The 17,006-nt window shown below is 36.4% G+C and carries 11 protein-coding genes; 6 read left to right on the top strand and 5 right to left on the bottom strand.

Annotation, left to right across the window (positions count from 1 at the left end):
* Positions 1-120: 120 nt before the first annotated feature.
* The 6 genes from F890_RS03135 to F890_RS03160 all read left to right on the top strand — a co-directional run bounded on the left by F890_RS03135 (position 121) and on the right by F890_RS03160 (position 7,841).
* Entirely contained in the window at positions 121-1,440 is a 1,320-nt protein-coding gene (locus F890_RS03135; protein WP_026056602.1) for an effector-associated domain EAD1-containing protein, read from the top strand.
* Between the two features lie 13 nt (positions 1,441-1,453).
* Entirely contained in the window at positions 1,454-2,557 is a 1,104-nt protein-coding gene (locus F890_RS03140) for a GTPase-associated system all-helical protein GASH (protein WP_005265691.1), read from the top strand.
* An 8-nt stretch (positions 2,558-2,565) separates the two neighbouring features.
* Positions 2,566-3,522, top strand: a complete 957-nt coding sequence (locus tag F890_RS03145; protein ID WP_005265692.1) for a TRAFAC clade GTPase domain-containing protein — start codon at positions 2,566-2,568, stop codon at positions 3,520-3,522.
* Positions 3,515-4,366 carry a TRAFAC clade GTPase domain-containing protein gene (locus tag F890_RS03150; protein ID WP_005265693.1) on the top strand — a complete coding sequence of 284 codons (852 nt, stop codon included), beginning with the start codon at positions 3,515-3,517 and terminating at the stop codon, positions 4,364-4,366. The genes F890_RS03145 and F890_RS03150 overlap by 8 nt, the downstream gene beginning before the upstream one ends.
* 5 nt (positions 4,367-4,371) lie before the next feature.
* A complete protein-coding gene (locus F890_RS03155; RefSeq protein ID WP_005265695.1) occupies positions 4,372-6,768 on the top strand; it encodes a GAP1-N1 domain-containing protein in 2,397 nt (798 codons plus the stop codon).
* Between the two features lie 362 nt (positions 6,769-7,130).
* Complete coding sequence (locus tag F890_RS03160) at positions 7,131-7,841, top strand: hypothetical protein (RefSeq protein ID WP_005265697.1); 711 nt, start codon at positions 7,131-7,133, stop codon at positions 7,839-7,841.
* Positions 7,842-7,968: 127 nt separating this feature from the next.
* On the opposite strand, the gene F890_RS03165 is transcribed toward F890_RS03160, so the two are convergent.
* The 5 genes from F890_RS03165 to F890_RS03190 form a co-directional block, all read right to left on the bottom strand.
* A complete protein-coding gene (locus F890_RS03165; protein WP_005265698.1) occupies positions 7,969-8,583 on the bottom strand; it encodes a hypothetical protein in 615 nt (204 codons plus the stop codon).
* A 142-nt stretch (positions 8,584-8,725) separates the two neighbouring features.
* Positions 8,726-11,986, bottom strand: coding sequence for a type I restriction endonuclease subunit R (locus F890_RS03170; RefSeq protein WP_005265699.1), 3,261 nt, complete (start codon positions 11,984-11,986; stop codon positions 8,726-8,728).
* Positions 11,987-12,021: 35 nt separating this feature from the next.
* Positions 12,022-12,939, bottom strand: coding sequence for an Abi family protein (locus tag F890_RS03175; protein ID WP_005265700.1), 918 nt, complete (start codon positions 12,937-12,939; stop codon positions 12,022-12,024).
* Between the two features lie 187 nt (positions 12,940-13,126).
* The gene (locus F890_RS03185) at positions 13,127-14,446 is read right to left on the bottom strand and encodes a restriction endonuclease subunit S (protein WP_005103543.1); all 1,320 of its coding nucleotides are present in this window, start codon (positions 14,444-14,446) and stop codon (positions 13,127-13,129) included.
* Positions 14,446-16,773 carry a type I restriction-modification system subunit M gene (locus F890_RS03190; RefSeq protein ID WP_005265702.1) on the bottom strand — a complete coding sequence of 776 codons (2,328 nt, stop codon included), beginning with the start codon at positions 16,771-16,773 and terminating at the stop codon, positions 14,446-14,448. Before F890_RS03190 ends, F890_RS03185 begins: the two co-directional genes overlap by 1 nt.
* Positions 16,774-17,006: the final 233 nt, after the last annotated feature.

Raw genomic sequence — 17,006 nt, forward strand, 5'->3', positions numbered from 1 at the left:
ACGGCAAATCAACTAACGAAGTCCGACAATCATATTATTCTTAATTTTTTTATTAAAATAATCAAAAAGTTAGTTACATATTTCTCCCGAAGAAAAACTATAAATATTGTTTTAAGAAAAGTGATTTTGTTATATGATTTAGTATTTCATGCAATACAATTATTAAATATGACTGATGTACTTATTATTTGTGCCTTACGCGATGAATACAATGCCTTACTAAAAACATTAGGTGGTGAAACCTCTTGGAAAGAAGAGGTCGTTGATGGATGGACTGTTGCTAAAGCAAAGATAGCAAGTGCATCAGGCACTTTATCTCTAATGGCTACTTGGCAAAACTTTATGGGCCGAGAGCAAGCAATTGCTGCAACCACCTCTTTACTACAACAAGAAAAAAATAGAATAAAGTGCATCTGTATGACGGGTATTTGTGCAGGAAGAAGAGGAAAAGTTCATCTTGGTGACGTTATATTTGCCGATAGATTATGGTCATATGATGCTGGTAAATCAGTCGTTATTGGAGGTGTCGAGAGTTTTCAAGGAGATCAACTCCAATTTAGACCTAATCCTAAAATTTTACAGAGAATGCAAAGCTTTAAGCTTGAAGAAGAAAAATGGTTAAAATTTAGACCCCTATACTCATTAGACTATCAAGAAAGATGGCTTATTTTACAGCTATTTGAAGGAATCCAACCAACTGATAATGAAATATTTAAGACGTATTGTCCTAGCTTCTCTGAAGTAATTAAACGTTTAAAAAAGCGTAACTGGATTACACTACAGGGATTTAATTTAACTGATGAAGGTTTAAAGGAAGCAGCAACATTAAAAGAAGAATATCTTTTTGGTCTCCCCAATGATCCTGATTTTTCACTCCATATTGCCCCTATGGCAACTGGAAGTACTGTGAAAGAAGATGAGAATATATTCAATTACTTAGCTGATCGAGATATGCGTAAAGTCTTAGGGATAGATATGGAGGCAAGTGGATTAGCAGCCTTAGGCGAAATATTAGATATTCCTATCATAATTTCCAAAGCTGTTTCAGATTACGGTGATACTTTTAAAGATGATACGTATAGACATTTTGCATCGCGAGCCGCAGCTGAATGCTTGATCAAACTTTTAATAAATTGTTCTGATTTAATTCTAGACAATCAAGAAATAAATGAACTTATTCCTGAAGTTTCTGCCTTATCTAACAAAGGTCTAATTAATGAGTTATCAACTTTATATTATGATGTAAATAGTATAAGAAGTATTTGGGTTAAATCAGGCGGTAAACCTTCAGATATTTCTAATATCTCAAATATTTCTGACCTCTGGTTTGAGTTGATACATAAAGCAACTAATGGGGCAAATGTTACTATTGATGATTTAATTAAAAACATTTTAATAGATTTTCCTAAAAATCAATCACTTATCAAACATATAAATTAAAAGGAATTATCTAATGAGTATGAGTTTTTTAGAAGCTTTAAATAAAGCTGGTTGCATTGATAAACAAATTACTGAAAGTGATGATCGCTTTGATAAAGTAAATGCTGCGGCTGAAAAGTTTGCAAATGATATGGAGCCAAATCTCTTAATTGATGGATTTCATTCTTTAATTAAAGAGTCTTTTTTTGAGACAAACGTGGCAATGCAATCCGCATATTCTACATTGGAAGAGTATTGGACAAATGTTGGTTTTATTTATCCTGATGAGAAGCCCCATAGATTACTTACAGCAATGGTTCTATATGCATGTGTGAAACTTGCAGAAAAGAATAATAGCTATGCATCTATGTTAGCATTAAACGTAGTTGATATTTGGCCATATTTATCTGTTCATAACCCTCATTTAATTCTAAGTAAAGAGTTAGTTGATGAATGGAACAAAAAACTTAATATTTATTCTTATTCTACTTATACAGAAAGTGTAGATATTAAAGGATTAAAAAATAAAACTTTTAAGTCTGAAATTTTTCAAGCTGACGGTGAAGTTGAAGTTTCTGCTGAAAAAGTTGCAAAGAATTTTACAGATACATTTAAAGAATTGAATGATCAGATAAATTCTGTTACCTCAGCATTAAAAAGTCCTTTTGAATATCAAAATGAGCAATTAAATATACTCTGGTGGTATGAAGCAAAGTATTCACAAAGTTTTTTTAAAAGCTATCGAGAAATCGATCCTTTACTTAATCCATTAGTAATGGCAATCGATTTATTACAACTCATTAAAGGATATCCTGCTCCTGTTAGTTCAACTTATATTTTAGCTGAATCAATTAATCAAACAGGAAATGCTAATTATGATACAAAGTATCCATTAATTGATATCCTAACAAAAATTAGAGAAAGTAAAGAGGAGCTTTTGACTAAAGATATCTTTAATAATCTTGAACTTTCTTCGAATCAAAATTTCTTGAATATAAGAGATCTTGTCATTTCAGCATTTAAAACTGATATTGATTTAGAAAATTTAAAAAATCAATGCATTATACAAATTGAAGAAATCTCTTTACCAGATTTAGCCAAAGCCATTTATAGACAAGAGCAAGTTTATAGATTTTAGGAATAAAAATGTATAAATGTAATAATCCAGAATGTGGTATCGCAGATGGTATCAGCTGTGAAAAAGGCTATCTTCATATGACTGATTGTGAAGATTTTATTAAATCTGATGAGACCGATGGACAATTGGTGGAGGATACGTCTAAATCTGCTTATAAAGTTTTTTGGAGTGGAACACATCTAGGTTTTAAAGGTCTACAAAAATTATCTGATGTTAGGAAACCTTTAATTATTGGTATCGTAGGTCCAGCAGAAGCTGGTAAATCTACAATCCTACTCTCACTGTATTTACAGATTTTAAGTGGTAAAAAATTAAAATTTGGGGATTTTTGGGCAAGTTATACTCTTGAATCATGGGAAGCCCTAGCAAAAAACTCTAGATTCGCCTCTCCCTTATCCTCACCAGACTTTCCTCCTCGCACACCACGGGGGGATGCGAGAACACCTGGTTTTTTACATCTATCTTTTAGAAATGAAAACGATGTCATTCGAGATGTTATATTTATAGATGCTCCAGGGGAATGGTTCAATCAATGGGCAGCTAATCCTAATTTAGCTCAAGGTGCTAATTGGGTAATAACTCATTCTGACTTACTCATTATAACTTCTGATTCAGAAAAACTTTCACACAAAGATGCTAGAATCCGTGGAAGTACTAGAAATGATATTTCAAGTATTTTTGATCGATTAAAAGACTATCATTATGCAAAACATATTGCTTTAGTTTGGACTAAAGCTGAAGAAAACAATAATATCCCGAAAACTATTCGTGATTTAATTACTCGTAATCTTAACTCAATCAACTTCTGCTCAACGTCTAACCATTCTTGTTCAATAACACAACCAGATGAAATGTTTACTATAATTAATGAATTAATTTCAAATATTTCAGTAGAACATACAGAAATCACTGATCATATTATTGGTAATTCTATATTTGAGTCTTTTAGAGGAAGCCATGGATAAAACTAATTCTATTATGGTATTAGGAAAGCCAAATAGCGGTAAAACTGTTTATTCAGCTCAACTATATGGAAGATTAACTCGAGGCGTAGAGCAACAAATTGCTATACGTAATACTCCAGAAAATCTTGATATCTTTCAAGAAGCTCTAGAAAGATTAGCTGAAGGTAATAATCCTCAAAGAACAACATCTTCTCAGTTTGCGAATGTATCATTACCTTTAGTCATAAAAAATGAAAAAGAAGTAGATCTTACTTGGTTCGATTATGCTGGTGAACAGTTGACCCATATTTTTGAAAGTAGATCAGTAAATGAAAAATGGGCCGAAACTTTAATCAATGCAAATGGTTGGATGGTATTTATTCGCCTGAATGATGAAACTAAATATAAACATAAAATTGAGGATCTATTAACAAATCGAGATGTAATAAAAAAAGGAAAGACAAAACAAGAGGAAACAGATAGTGTTGATGCTAACATTTGGTGGATTGAACTATTTCAAATCATACTTCATGTTTGTAATTTGAAAAGAAGTAAAAGAATTTCAAAACCTAAACTTGCAATTGTCTTATCTTGTTATGATCAGATATCTAACTCAACTAGCACTACTACACCTAAAGAAATTTTTGAAAAAGAATTACCATTATTAAATCAATTTTTACATTCTAATTGGGAACAAGATAGAATCTCTATATGGGGTTTATCTTCACTAGGCAGAGCTTTAGATAAAAGATCACAAAATACTTTTGTAGATAATGGTCCTGAAAATCAGGGATGGATTATTTCTCCAGATAATCCTGAAAGAAGTGCTGATTTAACCTCACCTATAGTTTGGATTTATGGTTAATAATAATGGATAAAATGGCTTGGCCTAAGTATTTAGTATTTGGATATACTTCTCGAGGTCATAAACTAATATCTGAAACTGATATTGAATTTCCTATAGAATTAGTTAGTCTAACAGATATCCTCCCCAGCCAACCTTCAAGCTGGGAATATACCCTTAATTGTGGAACTATAGATACCTATTTCGCTATTTGGTATACAACACCAGATTTAAAGCAAACAAGATCTGGCTCAGTAAAAAGTAACGTCGCAATCTGGCCCATCACTCATCTACTGGAACAAGAAGAAATTGATACGGTACTCAATCAATTAATGGGTAAAAATATCTTAAATTTTTCTTTACCCCATGATGAATGTTTAACTATTTTAAATACATTAATAGACTCAAACTCTGTATGTTTAACGAACAATTTTGAGCAATGGCCCAATATTATGAGTTTTTTATGGAAGTCTTTATGGCCAAAAGCACGTCAAAACTTATCTCTGCATTGTGTATTTAAAGAGCAGGATACAACATCTTTGTTAAACCCAATATTATACTGTGTATTAGGTAACTATGAGCTTTCTTGGACAGATAGATTTAGTAAAGTTAAAAGTCATAGTATACCAAACAGAAAAAACATTTCAGAATTTCTACTGAACAAACAAAGTGAAGGTTTTTTATTTTTTAAAGAACTAATTTGTGACTATAACAACTTAAATGAATTAAGAATTGTAGAGAAAATAATAAATAATTATCAGGAGTACAAAAAAAATCCGAACATACCAAACTCTATTAAACTATTAAGAGCTAGTTTATCAACAGGTAAGGATGAAAATCCACTAATCATAAAATTAGTAGAGGAAGCTACAGATTTTATAAATAAAGATATAAATAATTTAGATATTGATCAATTGTTTACTCTTGCCAATATACCTTTACCCCTAAACTACAACATTGATATATACAATTGGATGATCTCAAGTATAAGCAATAATTTCAATCTAGAAAAAATTGAAATTATCCTTAAAACAGCCAGTGAAGAAAAGTCTTATAAATGGTGGAGTGAAATAGTTTTAGCTGGATTTAGTCACAATATAAATAAAACCAATGAGTTAGCGTCAGAATATTTATCACTATTATCCAATCCTATCATTTCACAAATTATAGAAAATATTCTTACTGATAAAAAATCCTTTGAAGTTAAGTTGTGTGATAATTCTCAATTTTCAGAAGAAAATATTACTAAAAACTTCTTAGATTTTTGCAAGAAAAATAATTGGTATCATGCACATGCATTAGCCACAGGATACTTTTATGATGCTAAAGAATCTCTTACACATCAATTAACTTTCAATAACACACAGAGCTTACAAACCTTGGTAGATAATTATCCTAATTCAGAGATAATTTACGCTATCATTGAATATAAAAATACCAGCATTTTAAAATTTGTAACAAATAGAATTTTATTAGATAAAAAAATATTAAACAATATTGACCTAGGGGATTACATTTGGCTTAAAGTATGGCTTAACTGTCTTGACATCGACAATAGAATTCTTCCAACTAAAGAAACAAAAGAATATTATATTCTCTATATTTTAAGTAAAATTATTAGCAATAATAATCCAGAAAAAATTTTCAATAAAATAATTCAAACTTTACATATAGATGACGAGATCTCTAATATTTTTTTAAACTATGATAATAGAGCTTTAATATGGTCACATATTGAAAACCCTCAAAAAAATTTAATACTTCATTCTGTAGCTGAAAAAATATTGACTCTACTAGCAGTTAAAAATATTAGCCAACCAGAATCATTACTTAGTCAAAAAATTATTCAACTTGCTCAACAAAAAAGCTCCTTACCCTTAAATACGATTATACAACTAATCCAATGGCGCTCTATAAATGAGGAAATTGCAAGATATCTACTTAGCCATGGAAGTTGGAAAATTCAGGCAAGTATGATTGGTATTATAATTAGCCAAAACAAATGGAAAAACATTGCAAAAGATATCTATTCTTCTTATAAGAGTGGAGACAAGACATTTAAGGAAACTATTCCACATATTAAGGCCTTATTATCTAAGACAGAAAGACTTAAGTTAAAACTATTTGAGGCCAGAAGCTTTCCTACAAGAAATACGATTATCTCTCACCATGAAATTAATGAAATAATTATAGAGCTATGTGCGGAGCTTTTTGCTGACAGATTAAAAACTATATGGCTAAGAGCTGGTGGAAATGCTAGTGATCTAGTTACTAACGGCACCATTTACGATCAATGGGTTCATGCAATTAATGTAGCATCTCAAGGTAAAATTCATAAATATCCAAAAAGTATTGCAAATATTTTATCTCAAGAATTTCCACGTAATGAAGATGTGAGAAATCTTGTTCAACTTCTGGGATAGGTCAAGCTTTTTTTACCTATTCTCTAGGCTGTAAAAGCAATGATACTACTTTCATAGTCTATACACGCCCTACCTAAAGTTGAATAAAAATTAAAAACTTAAAAAAAATTTCATATCTAAAAAGAGCTCTTTTTTATTCCGTACTAAAAATATTTTGACATTTACTTATTTGGACATTAATTTGATATCAAGCATCGATACTATGCTAGTCAGTCCACCGCTCAATTTTAGTTGAGTTGGCGAATATCCCCTTGCGATAATGTATATTTCTTGTCTTGAGATGAATATTCCTATCCTTATTGTATGCCATAAGGGTGATGTGGGCTGCACAATGAAAATGGCGAGCTATAAGGTTAGCACTTATGCAAAACTTAGTTTTCCCATCAGGATTATCTGTTCAGAGAGCAAAAAAACGTGCCAAAGAACTTGTCAAAAGTGAACAAGCAAAAACACAAACTGATGCACTTGATGTAATTTCTTTCAAAGAAGTGAATAAGCCATGGGCTTTAGCAATGGCGCAACTTCAAAAAAAATCAGACTCTTTAAATCATTTAATTACATTGGCTGATATTGAAAGAATTCTGGAGCAAGAACCTCTACTAGACTATAACGGCTTTGGCCACTCTGACTCATACCATGAATCTTTTTATAAACGGTATACGTTTCAGGACTCTAAAGCTGAATATCTTCAAAATTTTAAAAAGAATAGAGAAAGTCTAAAAAAAGCGCTTGATGAATGCCAGCGATGCTGTATGTATCTACAGCATCTGAAAAAAATAAAAGCTACTCGCTACAATCTAGGTAGTTATACATTTAAACATAGCGTTGAATACTATCACCGTCAATTGAACCACTTTGATAATGCATATGTGTCAAATGGAGCCTTTATTTGTGCAGCACTACATATGGGCTTTAAAGTAATTCGGAAAAATGACACTAGCCCTAATGCTTGGATCTGTGCCAGTATACAATCAGATATTGTTATGTGGGGTAGACTACTTGATCAACAGAATTCTTTACAGCCTAAAGAACTAAAGCTTTTAGCAAAGTTGGAAAAGAAGATTGGTCTCTGATCAAGTCGGCATTTTTAGTTTACAACTATATTGTTAAATGGAAAATTAAAGTCTTAAACTAAGTTTAAGACTTTAATGTAAAAATTGGAATGTGTGAAATTTTTAAATCATTGATTTTATTAAGTCATTAGTTTACAACTATATTGTACAGACACAAATCCGTTAGTATCTCTAGAAACTCATCTACAGCGTCATTCATATAGCTATAATTATCTGTAATCGTATTATCAGTTAAATAAGAATCAACTGGTTCATCATTAGATGTATCGGTGTAAGGATAACCTGTTGAAGTATCATCTACAGTTTCTTCATAAGAGGCTGTTTCATAATCAGAATTAGCCTCTTCAATTTTTTCAGCTCCATTAATAGCCAAAAATAATATCAGTCCCAATACTCCAAGCCCCAAAATTGTAGATAATACCGCACCCTTTATATTTTTCTTTTCAGGTTCAGGAGTTACATCTAATGGTGTACTATCGTAGCTATGTGATGATAAGGATTGAGGTTTTGGACCTATTTTTTCTTTAAACTTATCAAAAGCAACAAAAAAACTTCCAAATACTAGAAAAGCAAAACCCAAAGTTAAAGGTACAATTACTGACCCTAAAATAAATACGCCCACCACGCCGAAAAAGCTATGCGGTTCAATTATAGAATAAGCAACATAATAAGGTAGCAACAACAGTGACAAATAAATCACTATATATGTCGCAATATATAAAAACCCCAAGAAATATGCCATAACACCCCCTACATTTTTTTCGAATTTAGTAAAATTTCAATAACAATTATTTATATAGTGACTTTAAGCTTACTATTGATGATCCAGTCGATTTGAAAGACATTATAAATAACATGGGTTCTTTATCATCGTACTAGTGCTGTCATATATCTTTCTGTCTATTCACCAACACATCATAAATAATATGCGCAAATTGCTTCATCTTCGCAGGATCACTCATCAACTGTGTCATTTGCTCCATATGCGCTGCATTACTGTCTAATACAGCATCATCAAGCGCCGTGTCAAACTCACCCAGCATGGCCTGTTCACGAGTGTTGTTATGAATCTGTTTCATCATTCGTGTGTTCTCAGACATCTTGTCAGCAATGGTCAGAGCATAGTTGATCATGTCTTTCTCTGTCAGATTATCCGTCACAAACAGATCATTCATACGGCTTAAAATCTGCGACAAAAAGTCTTCTTTCTTGTCTTTCGGCTTTGCAGTACCCAGTTCATTACCAGGCTCAAGTTTATGCTTGGTACTATCGGCTTTAAGCTGAATATCCTGTTGGCGCAACTTGGACAAACGGTAATGCGTCATTGCAACATTGCTTAGATCAATCTCATCCTCTTCGGCCACCTGTTCACGCAGTAATGGGCGCAAGTTACGGGCAAAAAGACTGAGCTTCTCCAACTCCTTGTCGTCATATTCCACGATCTGAGACATAAACTCATAGAAACGGGTAAAACTGCCTAAATCCTTTTTAAAGATTTCCAGTGCATCACGGGCTTTCTTCGCTTCAGCAAATTCGTTTTCAGCATTGGCAATCAGTACGGCGTCACCTGTCTGTTTACAGCGTTCTAAACGGTTCTTGGTGACATCATAATCATTCATGGCTGCCGTGTAACGATGTTGCCAGCGTTGCATCGCCGGCTTACAGATATTGGCAAGTGCCGCATTGGATTTGTTCTTGCTATAAAAAGCTTCTGTAAACTGCTCTACCTCAGTCATAAGGAAAATACCTGCTGACTTCAACTTGTTGGCCAGATCGTACACCTGATCAGGATTGGACACATCTGCCAGTTCTGCCGTTTGGTAGTAAGGTTGGAAGGCATCCAGAATATCTTGCGGTTCATTAAAGAAATCCAGAACAAAGGTGCCAGTTTCTGCTTTACCCGGATAAGTACGATTCAAACGAGATAATGTCTGTACGCATTCCACGCCACCCAATTTCTTATCGACATACATTGCACACAGCTTCGGCTGGTCAAAGCCGGTCTGGAACTTGTTTGCCACAATCATTACCTGAAAGTCATCGCTATCGAATGCCTTACGCATTTCACGACCTTTCAGGTTCGGGTTCATGTTACTTTCAGTGAATTTCTGCCCCAGTAAATGCCTACAATCAGAATCATTCTGGTTGAATTCAACTTCACCAGAGAATGCCACCATGGCTTGAATATTCTGGTATTTGTTCTCAGCAATGTATTTATCAAAAGCCTGTTTATAGCGCACCGCCTCTTTACGTGAACTACTCACCAGCATGGCTTTGGCTTGTCCACCGAGTAAGCCCATAATATTCTTTTTAAAGTGTTCAATAATGATATGTACTTTTTGCGAGATATTATGGTCATGCAAGCGTACCCATTGGTTCAGCTTGATCTTGGCTTTCTTGGCATCGACCTGAGCATCTTTTTCTTCAATCTTCTGCTTGAGCTTATAGATGACTTTATAGTTGGTGTAGTTCTTCAATACATCCAGAATAAAGCCTTCTTCAATCGCTTGGCGCATCGAATAGACGTGATATGCCACAGGAATATTGGTTTTAGACGGCGGCATGCTTGGATCGGGCAAACGTCCAAAGAGCTGTAAGGTTTTATCCTTTGGCGTGGCAGTAAAGGCATAAAAACTTAAGTTAGCACTACCCTTACGTGATGCCATCACTGCATCGAGTACATCTTCCGAAGAAAGTTGTTCATCTTCTTCACGCTCTTCCAGCATCAAAGTTTCTTTAAGCTGACGCGCCGTGGAACCGCTTTGGGATGAATGGGCTTCATCGGCAATCACGGCGTATTTACGTTCTTTTAAACTGGTGCTGTTTTCAATGGCACGTAGTACAAATGGGAAAGTCTGAATGGTCACGATAATAATCGGCTGAGCCATTTCCAAAGCTTTTGCCAGTTTCTCCGATTTGGAGCCATCGCCTTCCTTGTTGTTAATCCGTCCCACGACGCCATCTGCATGTTCAAACTGATAAATGGTGTCTTGTAGTTGCGCATCTAAAATGGTTCGGTCTGTCACCACAATGACGGAATCAAACATCTTTTTATTGTTAGCATCATATAGGCTAGAAAGCTGATGCGCCGTCCATGCAATTGAGTTGGATTTACCCGAACCTGCGCTGTGCTGAATCAGGTATTTCTGTCCTGTGCCTTCAGCTAATGAGTCCTCAACCAGTTTACTGACCACTTTCCACTGATGATAACGTGGGAAGATCAGGCTCTCTTTTTTGTATATACGACCTTCCCAGTCTTCCTTTTCTTCAATCTGAAGATGGATAAAGTTACCGACAATATTCAGTAAGCTTTCAGGCGTGAGTACTTCATTCCATAAATAGCCTGTTGCATATTCATTTTGATTTTCAGGAATGTCATTGCCTGCACCCTGCTCTTTGGTGCCTTTGTTAAATGGCAGGAAGTAAGTGCTATCACCATTTAAATGCGTCGCCATATAGACTTCATACTGACTGACGGCAAAGTGTACCAATGCACCACGTTTAAACATGAGCAAGGGTTCAGGCTTATTGGTTTCAGGGTCTTTGGGTAAGCGAGTCTTTCTATACTGTGTCATGGCATTTTGCACAGCTTGCTTAAACTCTGACTTAAGTTCCATGGTTGCCACAGGAAAGCCATTGATAAACAGAGTCAGATCGATGCGCCATTTTTTGGCTTGTTTGCCTGTCGCTTCTAATTCGGCTTTGTTGGCATATGGGCTATACACCAGTTCAGGCACCACACGGCAGATGTTTTGCTGATAGCGTTGATTCAGTTCAGGGTTTAAGCCATGCTCAGGTTTAAACTGGCAAAATGAGAAACGTACCCCACGGGTACGGATACCATGCCGTAATACGCCCAATGTGCCATAACTGCGAGATTCGACATCGGTAGCATTGATGTCAGCTTTTTTAAGCTGAACCACCACGGTATCTAAAAAATGGCGTTCGGTATCATTCGGGAAGATGCTTTTAAACTTCTGCCACTCTTTGTCTTGGGTCTTTTGTACGAAGTCTAAAATATCCTGTTCATACAACGCTTTTTCACGGTTATAGCCTGCGCCTGAACCCACAAGCCAACCATGGCTTTGCATTTGCGCAATAATATCTTGCTGGAAGATGGTCTCTAAAGTTGCATCCGATCTCATTATTCCCCGACCCTCTCAATACTCAAATTTCTTTATTACTGTTCTATCTGCCAAATAGGATGGCTTTGCCAATCTTCAGGGAAGCCCATCGCTGTTTTTGATATGTTGTGATGTGTCAAAAGTAGATCTACCAGACGTTTACGCCATGTATGTTGTGGGGCGATTTTGTCCATGAAATAAAGCAGAAATACCAGACTGTTATAAATCTTTCGCTCTGCCGAGTTACTAGGTTCAAAATTGCATTGCACCCGAAGCCCCATCGGCTTACTGCGTGGCTTGGCAATGGTTTTGGTAAATTTGCGGTTCCATAGTCTTGAATGATGGGCACAGGTATTTCTTAAGTAAACAAAGTGCTGTAACAGCCCTTCAAACTGTTTTTCATCGCAATCAAAATGACTGGAAATGGCTTTACGTGTCTGAATTGGTGCCAGGAGCTGATACCATTTGGACAGTTGACCAAAACTCATGACTTCGCAGGTGGCCCAGATTGGTGGTAATTCAGGCTCATCATAGGTGTGTTTATAGTGTTCTATAAAGACTTCATCTGCGCGGGACACTTCAGTTTTCAGTGATTCGAGTAAACTTTGCCATCTAAAGGTGGGTTTAAAGTACTGACCTTGTAGATAGGCATGACAGCCATGCCGATGTGCCAATTCATAGGCAAAACGGGTCCGAACGGCAACCTCCAGACGCTCTATGGCATCCAGGATGAGTAGTCTTAGTTCACGGTCGAATACATACAGCTCTAGAACCTGCTCAAAACTGGTATCAGGTTTAAAGCAATGAGGTGAGTGGGTATGTTCAAACGGAAGCCAATAGGCACCTAAGCGATAATAATTGATTTGCTCTAGGTAAAATTGTGCCTGTTGCTCATTGGCAAACTGCATACCACGCGCTTTTAATAATTCGATTTGTTCAGCAAAAGTTTTGGCAGGCTTGTTAAAAGATTTCATAGATGGCTTGCCCCTATTTTTATATTTTTTAGGGCGCTAGAAACAAGTAACCCGACAGTTTGAGGATGCAATTGCTTGCCTAGCCTTGTCGGGTGTTGTTGAGCATATAGTGAATCATTGCAATTATTTATGCAATGATTTTTTGTATCTGCTTGATTCCACATTTGTTTGAGGCAACTGAGAATATTCATAGGCTTAACTCCGTTTTAGCCTCATTGGGGTGTTGCCAGTTGCTGACATTGATTTTGCCTGTCACCGCAGATGAAATTAGAGCTGTACGGCGTTCTTTTAATAATTCAATTTGCTTTATACAATCATTGACTAGTTTGTCAAAAACTCGTTCTTTAGCAGAAAGAAAATCCGCAATTTGCTTTTGTTCTTCTAAACTTGAAAATGGAACGGCTAGTTTTTTTAGTAACTCTTGGCTGAGCGATGCTCGTGTTACAAGATTCATTTCTTTAACGAAGAATGCCCTTAATAGAATATTACGGAAATAAAATTTTGAATATTCAGGTAATAACGTATTTTGAATAGGTCTAAAACGTATTAAAAAGCCTGCAAAGGTTGCATCTTTAACATCAGTTAGACACGTTGATGAAAACCCAATTTCTTCAATAGTTTCTGATGTACGTGTAAACAATACATCTCCTCTTTGCACAGAATAGATACGTTTATCATTTTCTGTGGATTGCACTAGACCTTCAAAGACACTTGGCAACTCAGGATTTCTATAGACATCACCATAACTAATAAATGGCGAGCCTGAACCAAAATATTCAGCCCCAATGTTGATACCATTTTGGCAACTTCCTAAATATCTAAGCTGTCTTACTTCCCAATGTTCAGGCACTTTCCCTAACCATTCCACACCTGAATCTTTCATCGGTACATTTGGATTTAAACCTTTGGTCACCGCATGACTAATCACCGCTTGGCGTTTTTCTTTTAGCAGTTCAATCAACTTTTTTTGTTTGGCAATAAGGTTGTCAATTTTTGCGGTTTCGTAGTCGAGGAAACTAATAATTAATTTCTGTTCATCTATCGCTGGTAAAACAGTTTTATAAGGTGAAATTTGAAGAGTCGACAATTGACCAATTGCCGAGCTTTCAACCCTGAAATTAATCACTTCATTAATGTAATAAGCATAGAACTTTGGATGACACTCTTTCTGAGGAGTTAATACTAGCAATCGTATAATTGCATCAAACGGATGATCTCGATAAACCGAAAAGCCTACTTCTCCACGACCACTTACAGTAATTGAATTCGCTTGATAATTTGCTACTTTTGAATACCCATAAATTGAATTTTCATTATTTGCATTAGTATAAATAGGATACGGATACTCTTCTGATCGATCTTCTGAAAAATTTTTTAGATCGACATCCCCACCTGCTTTAATAGCAAATAATTTTGATAGAGAACAAGTTGCCCAGTGACTTGGAATCTCCCCCAACCACTCTACACCCGAATCCTTATATTCAGCATATTTCTGATACTTTGCCATTATGAATGCACCTCTTGCAGAAGTGCCATAATTTCACGGCTGACCGCATCCAAATCCGCATCAATTTCCGCTAAGTCACGTGGTGGCTCATACACATAAAAATGACGGTTAAACGGAATCTCATAACCCACAATGCCAATTTCACCATCCTGAGCATCACGCTTATCTGCATTGATCCACGCATCAGGCACATGCGGTTGAACTTCACGCTTAAAATAAGACTCGATTAAATCGGTGGTGCTTTGGCTTGGGTCAAGGGCAATGTTCTCCGCATCACGCAAATCACCATCCTGTACAAACTCAACCACTTTGCCTTTATAGCTAAACTGACCATATAGCGGATTTTCTGCGCCTTTCACCACTTTGTTCACAACTGGCTCAGCATCAGCATTCTTCCAGGTAATGGCATCAATAAATTGCTTCTTCTCTTTAGTCTCAAGCTTCACATTGGCATCTTTTAACGCTTGCTTTAGTACATCATCAAAGGCATTAAAGTCATCACATTGCGCTGTACCAATCTTGGTTTGCAGGCTTTCAGCTTTACGCATCAATAAACGCTGTTCTAACCACAGTTTTGGCTCAAGCACGGTCTTGATATCTTTTTCTTTCAGCTCGCTAAATTCAGCTTTAATCAGCGCACGGATTTCCACGTCAAACTCGTCAAGCTGACCATAGCTGTCTTCTGTCCACGTTGTAGCGTATTGCGCATACACTTTTTGCATCACTGCATTAAAAGGCTTCGGTGCAAAACGTAACGATGCGACGGCGTCGTCACTCACCTGAGCAGATAAACGCAATGGACGCTCAATGGTCACACGGCGGTAGCCAAACTCGTAGCTATTAAAGATTTTGCTAGAAAAGGTTTTAGCAGCTTCATTTTTAGGATTAGCCGATTGACGACCACGATTAGATTTAACCTCTGTAGGTTTATCCAGTTCACGTGCATCCGTCACTTCAAAGTCACCATAACTGCGGGTAATCATCGCGATATCATCTTCGCTCATTTCATTACGCTTAGAGCCAAGCGACTTACGCATTTTGCTGTACAGGTTACTCCCATCAATCAGCTGTACTTTGCCCTTACGTTGAGTCTCTTTTTTGGTGCTGAGTACCCAAACATAGGTCGCAATACCGGTGTTATAGAACATATCGGTGGGTAGCGCGATAATCGCTTCCAACAAATCTGCTTCTAAAATATAACGGCGGATTTCACTTTCACCACTGCCCGCACTGCCTGTAAACAACGGCGAACCATTCAAGATAATACCAATACGACTGCCTTGCGCCGTGCTGTCGTCTTTATTGCGCATCTTGCTGATCAGATGCATCAGGAACAGCAAAGAACCATCCGATACACGTGGCAAGCCTGCACCAAAACGACCTTCAAAACCTTTTTGCTCATGCTCGTCTTTGATGTCTGATTCGATCTTTTTCCAGTCCACCCCAAATGGCGGATTCGATAGCATGTAGTCAAACTTCTCATAGGCCAACTGGTCATTGGATAGCGTATTACCCAATTTGATATTACGCACGTCCTGACCTTTAATCAGCATATCCGCTTTACAGATCGCATAAGACTCTGGGTTTAACTCCTGCCCAAAAACGCGCATTACCGCATCAGGGTTATGCTCATAGACATATTCCGAACCTGAGGATAAAAACCCACCCGTACCCGCCGTAGGATCGTAAATGGTCCGAATAATACCGTCACCACTCAGCACATCATCATCCTTACTGAATACCAGACCTGTGGTTAAACGAACGATGTCACGTGGGGTAAAGTGTTCCCCTGCAGTTTCATTTGAACCTTCAGCAAAACGGCGGATCAGCTCTTCAAACACCAAGCCCATTTCATGGTTAGATATATTTTTTGGACTGAGATCAATTTTAGGATCTGAAAAATATTGAACGACTTTGTAAAGCAAATTGGCATCATCCAGGAGACCAATAAATTCATCGAACTTGAAGTGTTCAAAGATTTCACGTGCATCTTTGGAGAAGTTTTGAATATAAGTATTGAGGTTTGAACGAATGTCTTTTTGACCCAGGCTGCCTAAATCCAGCTCGGAGGTATTAAAAAATGACAGGCCATTGGTTGCCTTTAGCAGCATTTTTTCTTTGGCTTCTTCTGGCAGCGGCATGAGTTTCACTTTTTCATTGGCTGCCAATACATCTGCCTTACTGTCTTCAAGTACACACTCTAAACGGCGCAACAGCGTAAATGGGAGAATGACACGACCGTATTGCGATTGTTTGAAGTCACCACGCAGCAAATCTGCCACCGACCAGATAAAAGCTGCTACTTGTGAAAAATTATTATTTGTCATTAAAAAATACCGCTAGCACTCAGGCTATAAAAACTTGAAATTTATAGTTTCATTGTGCCTGATTTACAACATGTTTTGCTAGAGATAGACTGTACAAAAGAATATTAATTAGTATGCCTATGAGTTTTTTAAGTATTATAGGACTTACGCACTATTATTTATAGATTCTCTGTGGTAGCAGATGATTTTTATCGAGAATAAAGTCATCAATGAAGTTTTTGATAACTGGTCTA

The organism is Acinetobacter sp. CIP 64.7, from assembly GCF_000369745.1.
Taxonomy (GTDB): domain Bacteria; phylum Pseudomonadota; class Gammaproteobacteria; order Pseudomonadales; family Moraxellaceae; genus Acinetobacter; species Acinetobacter fasciculus.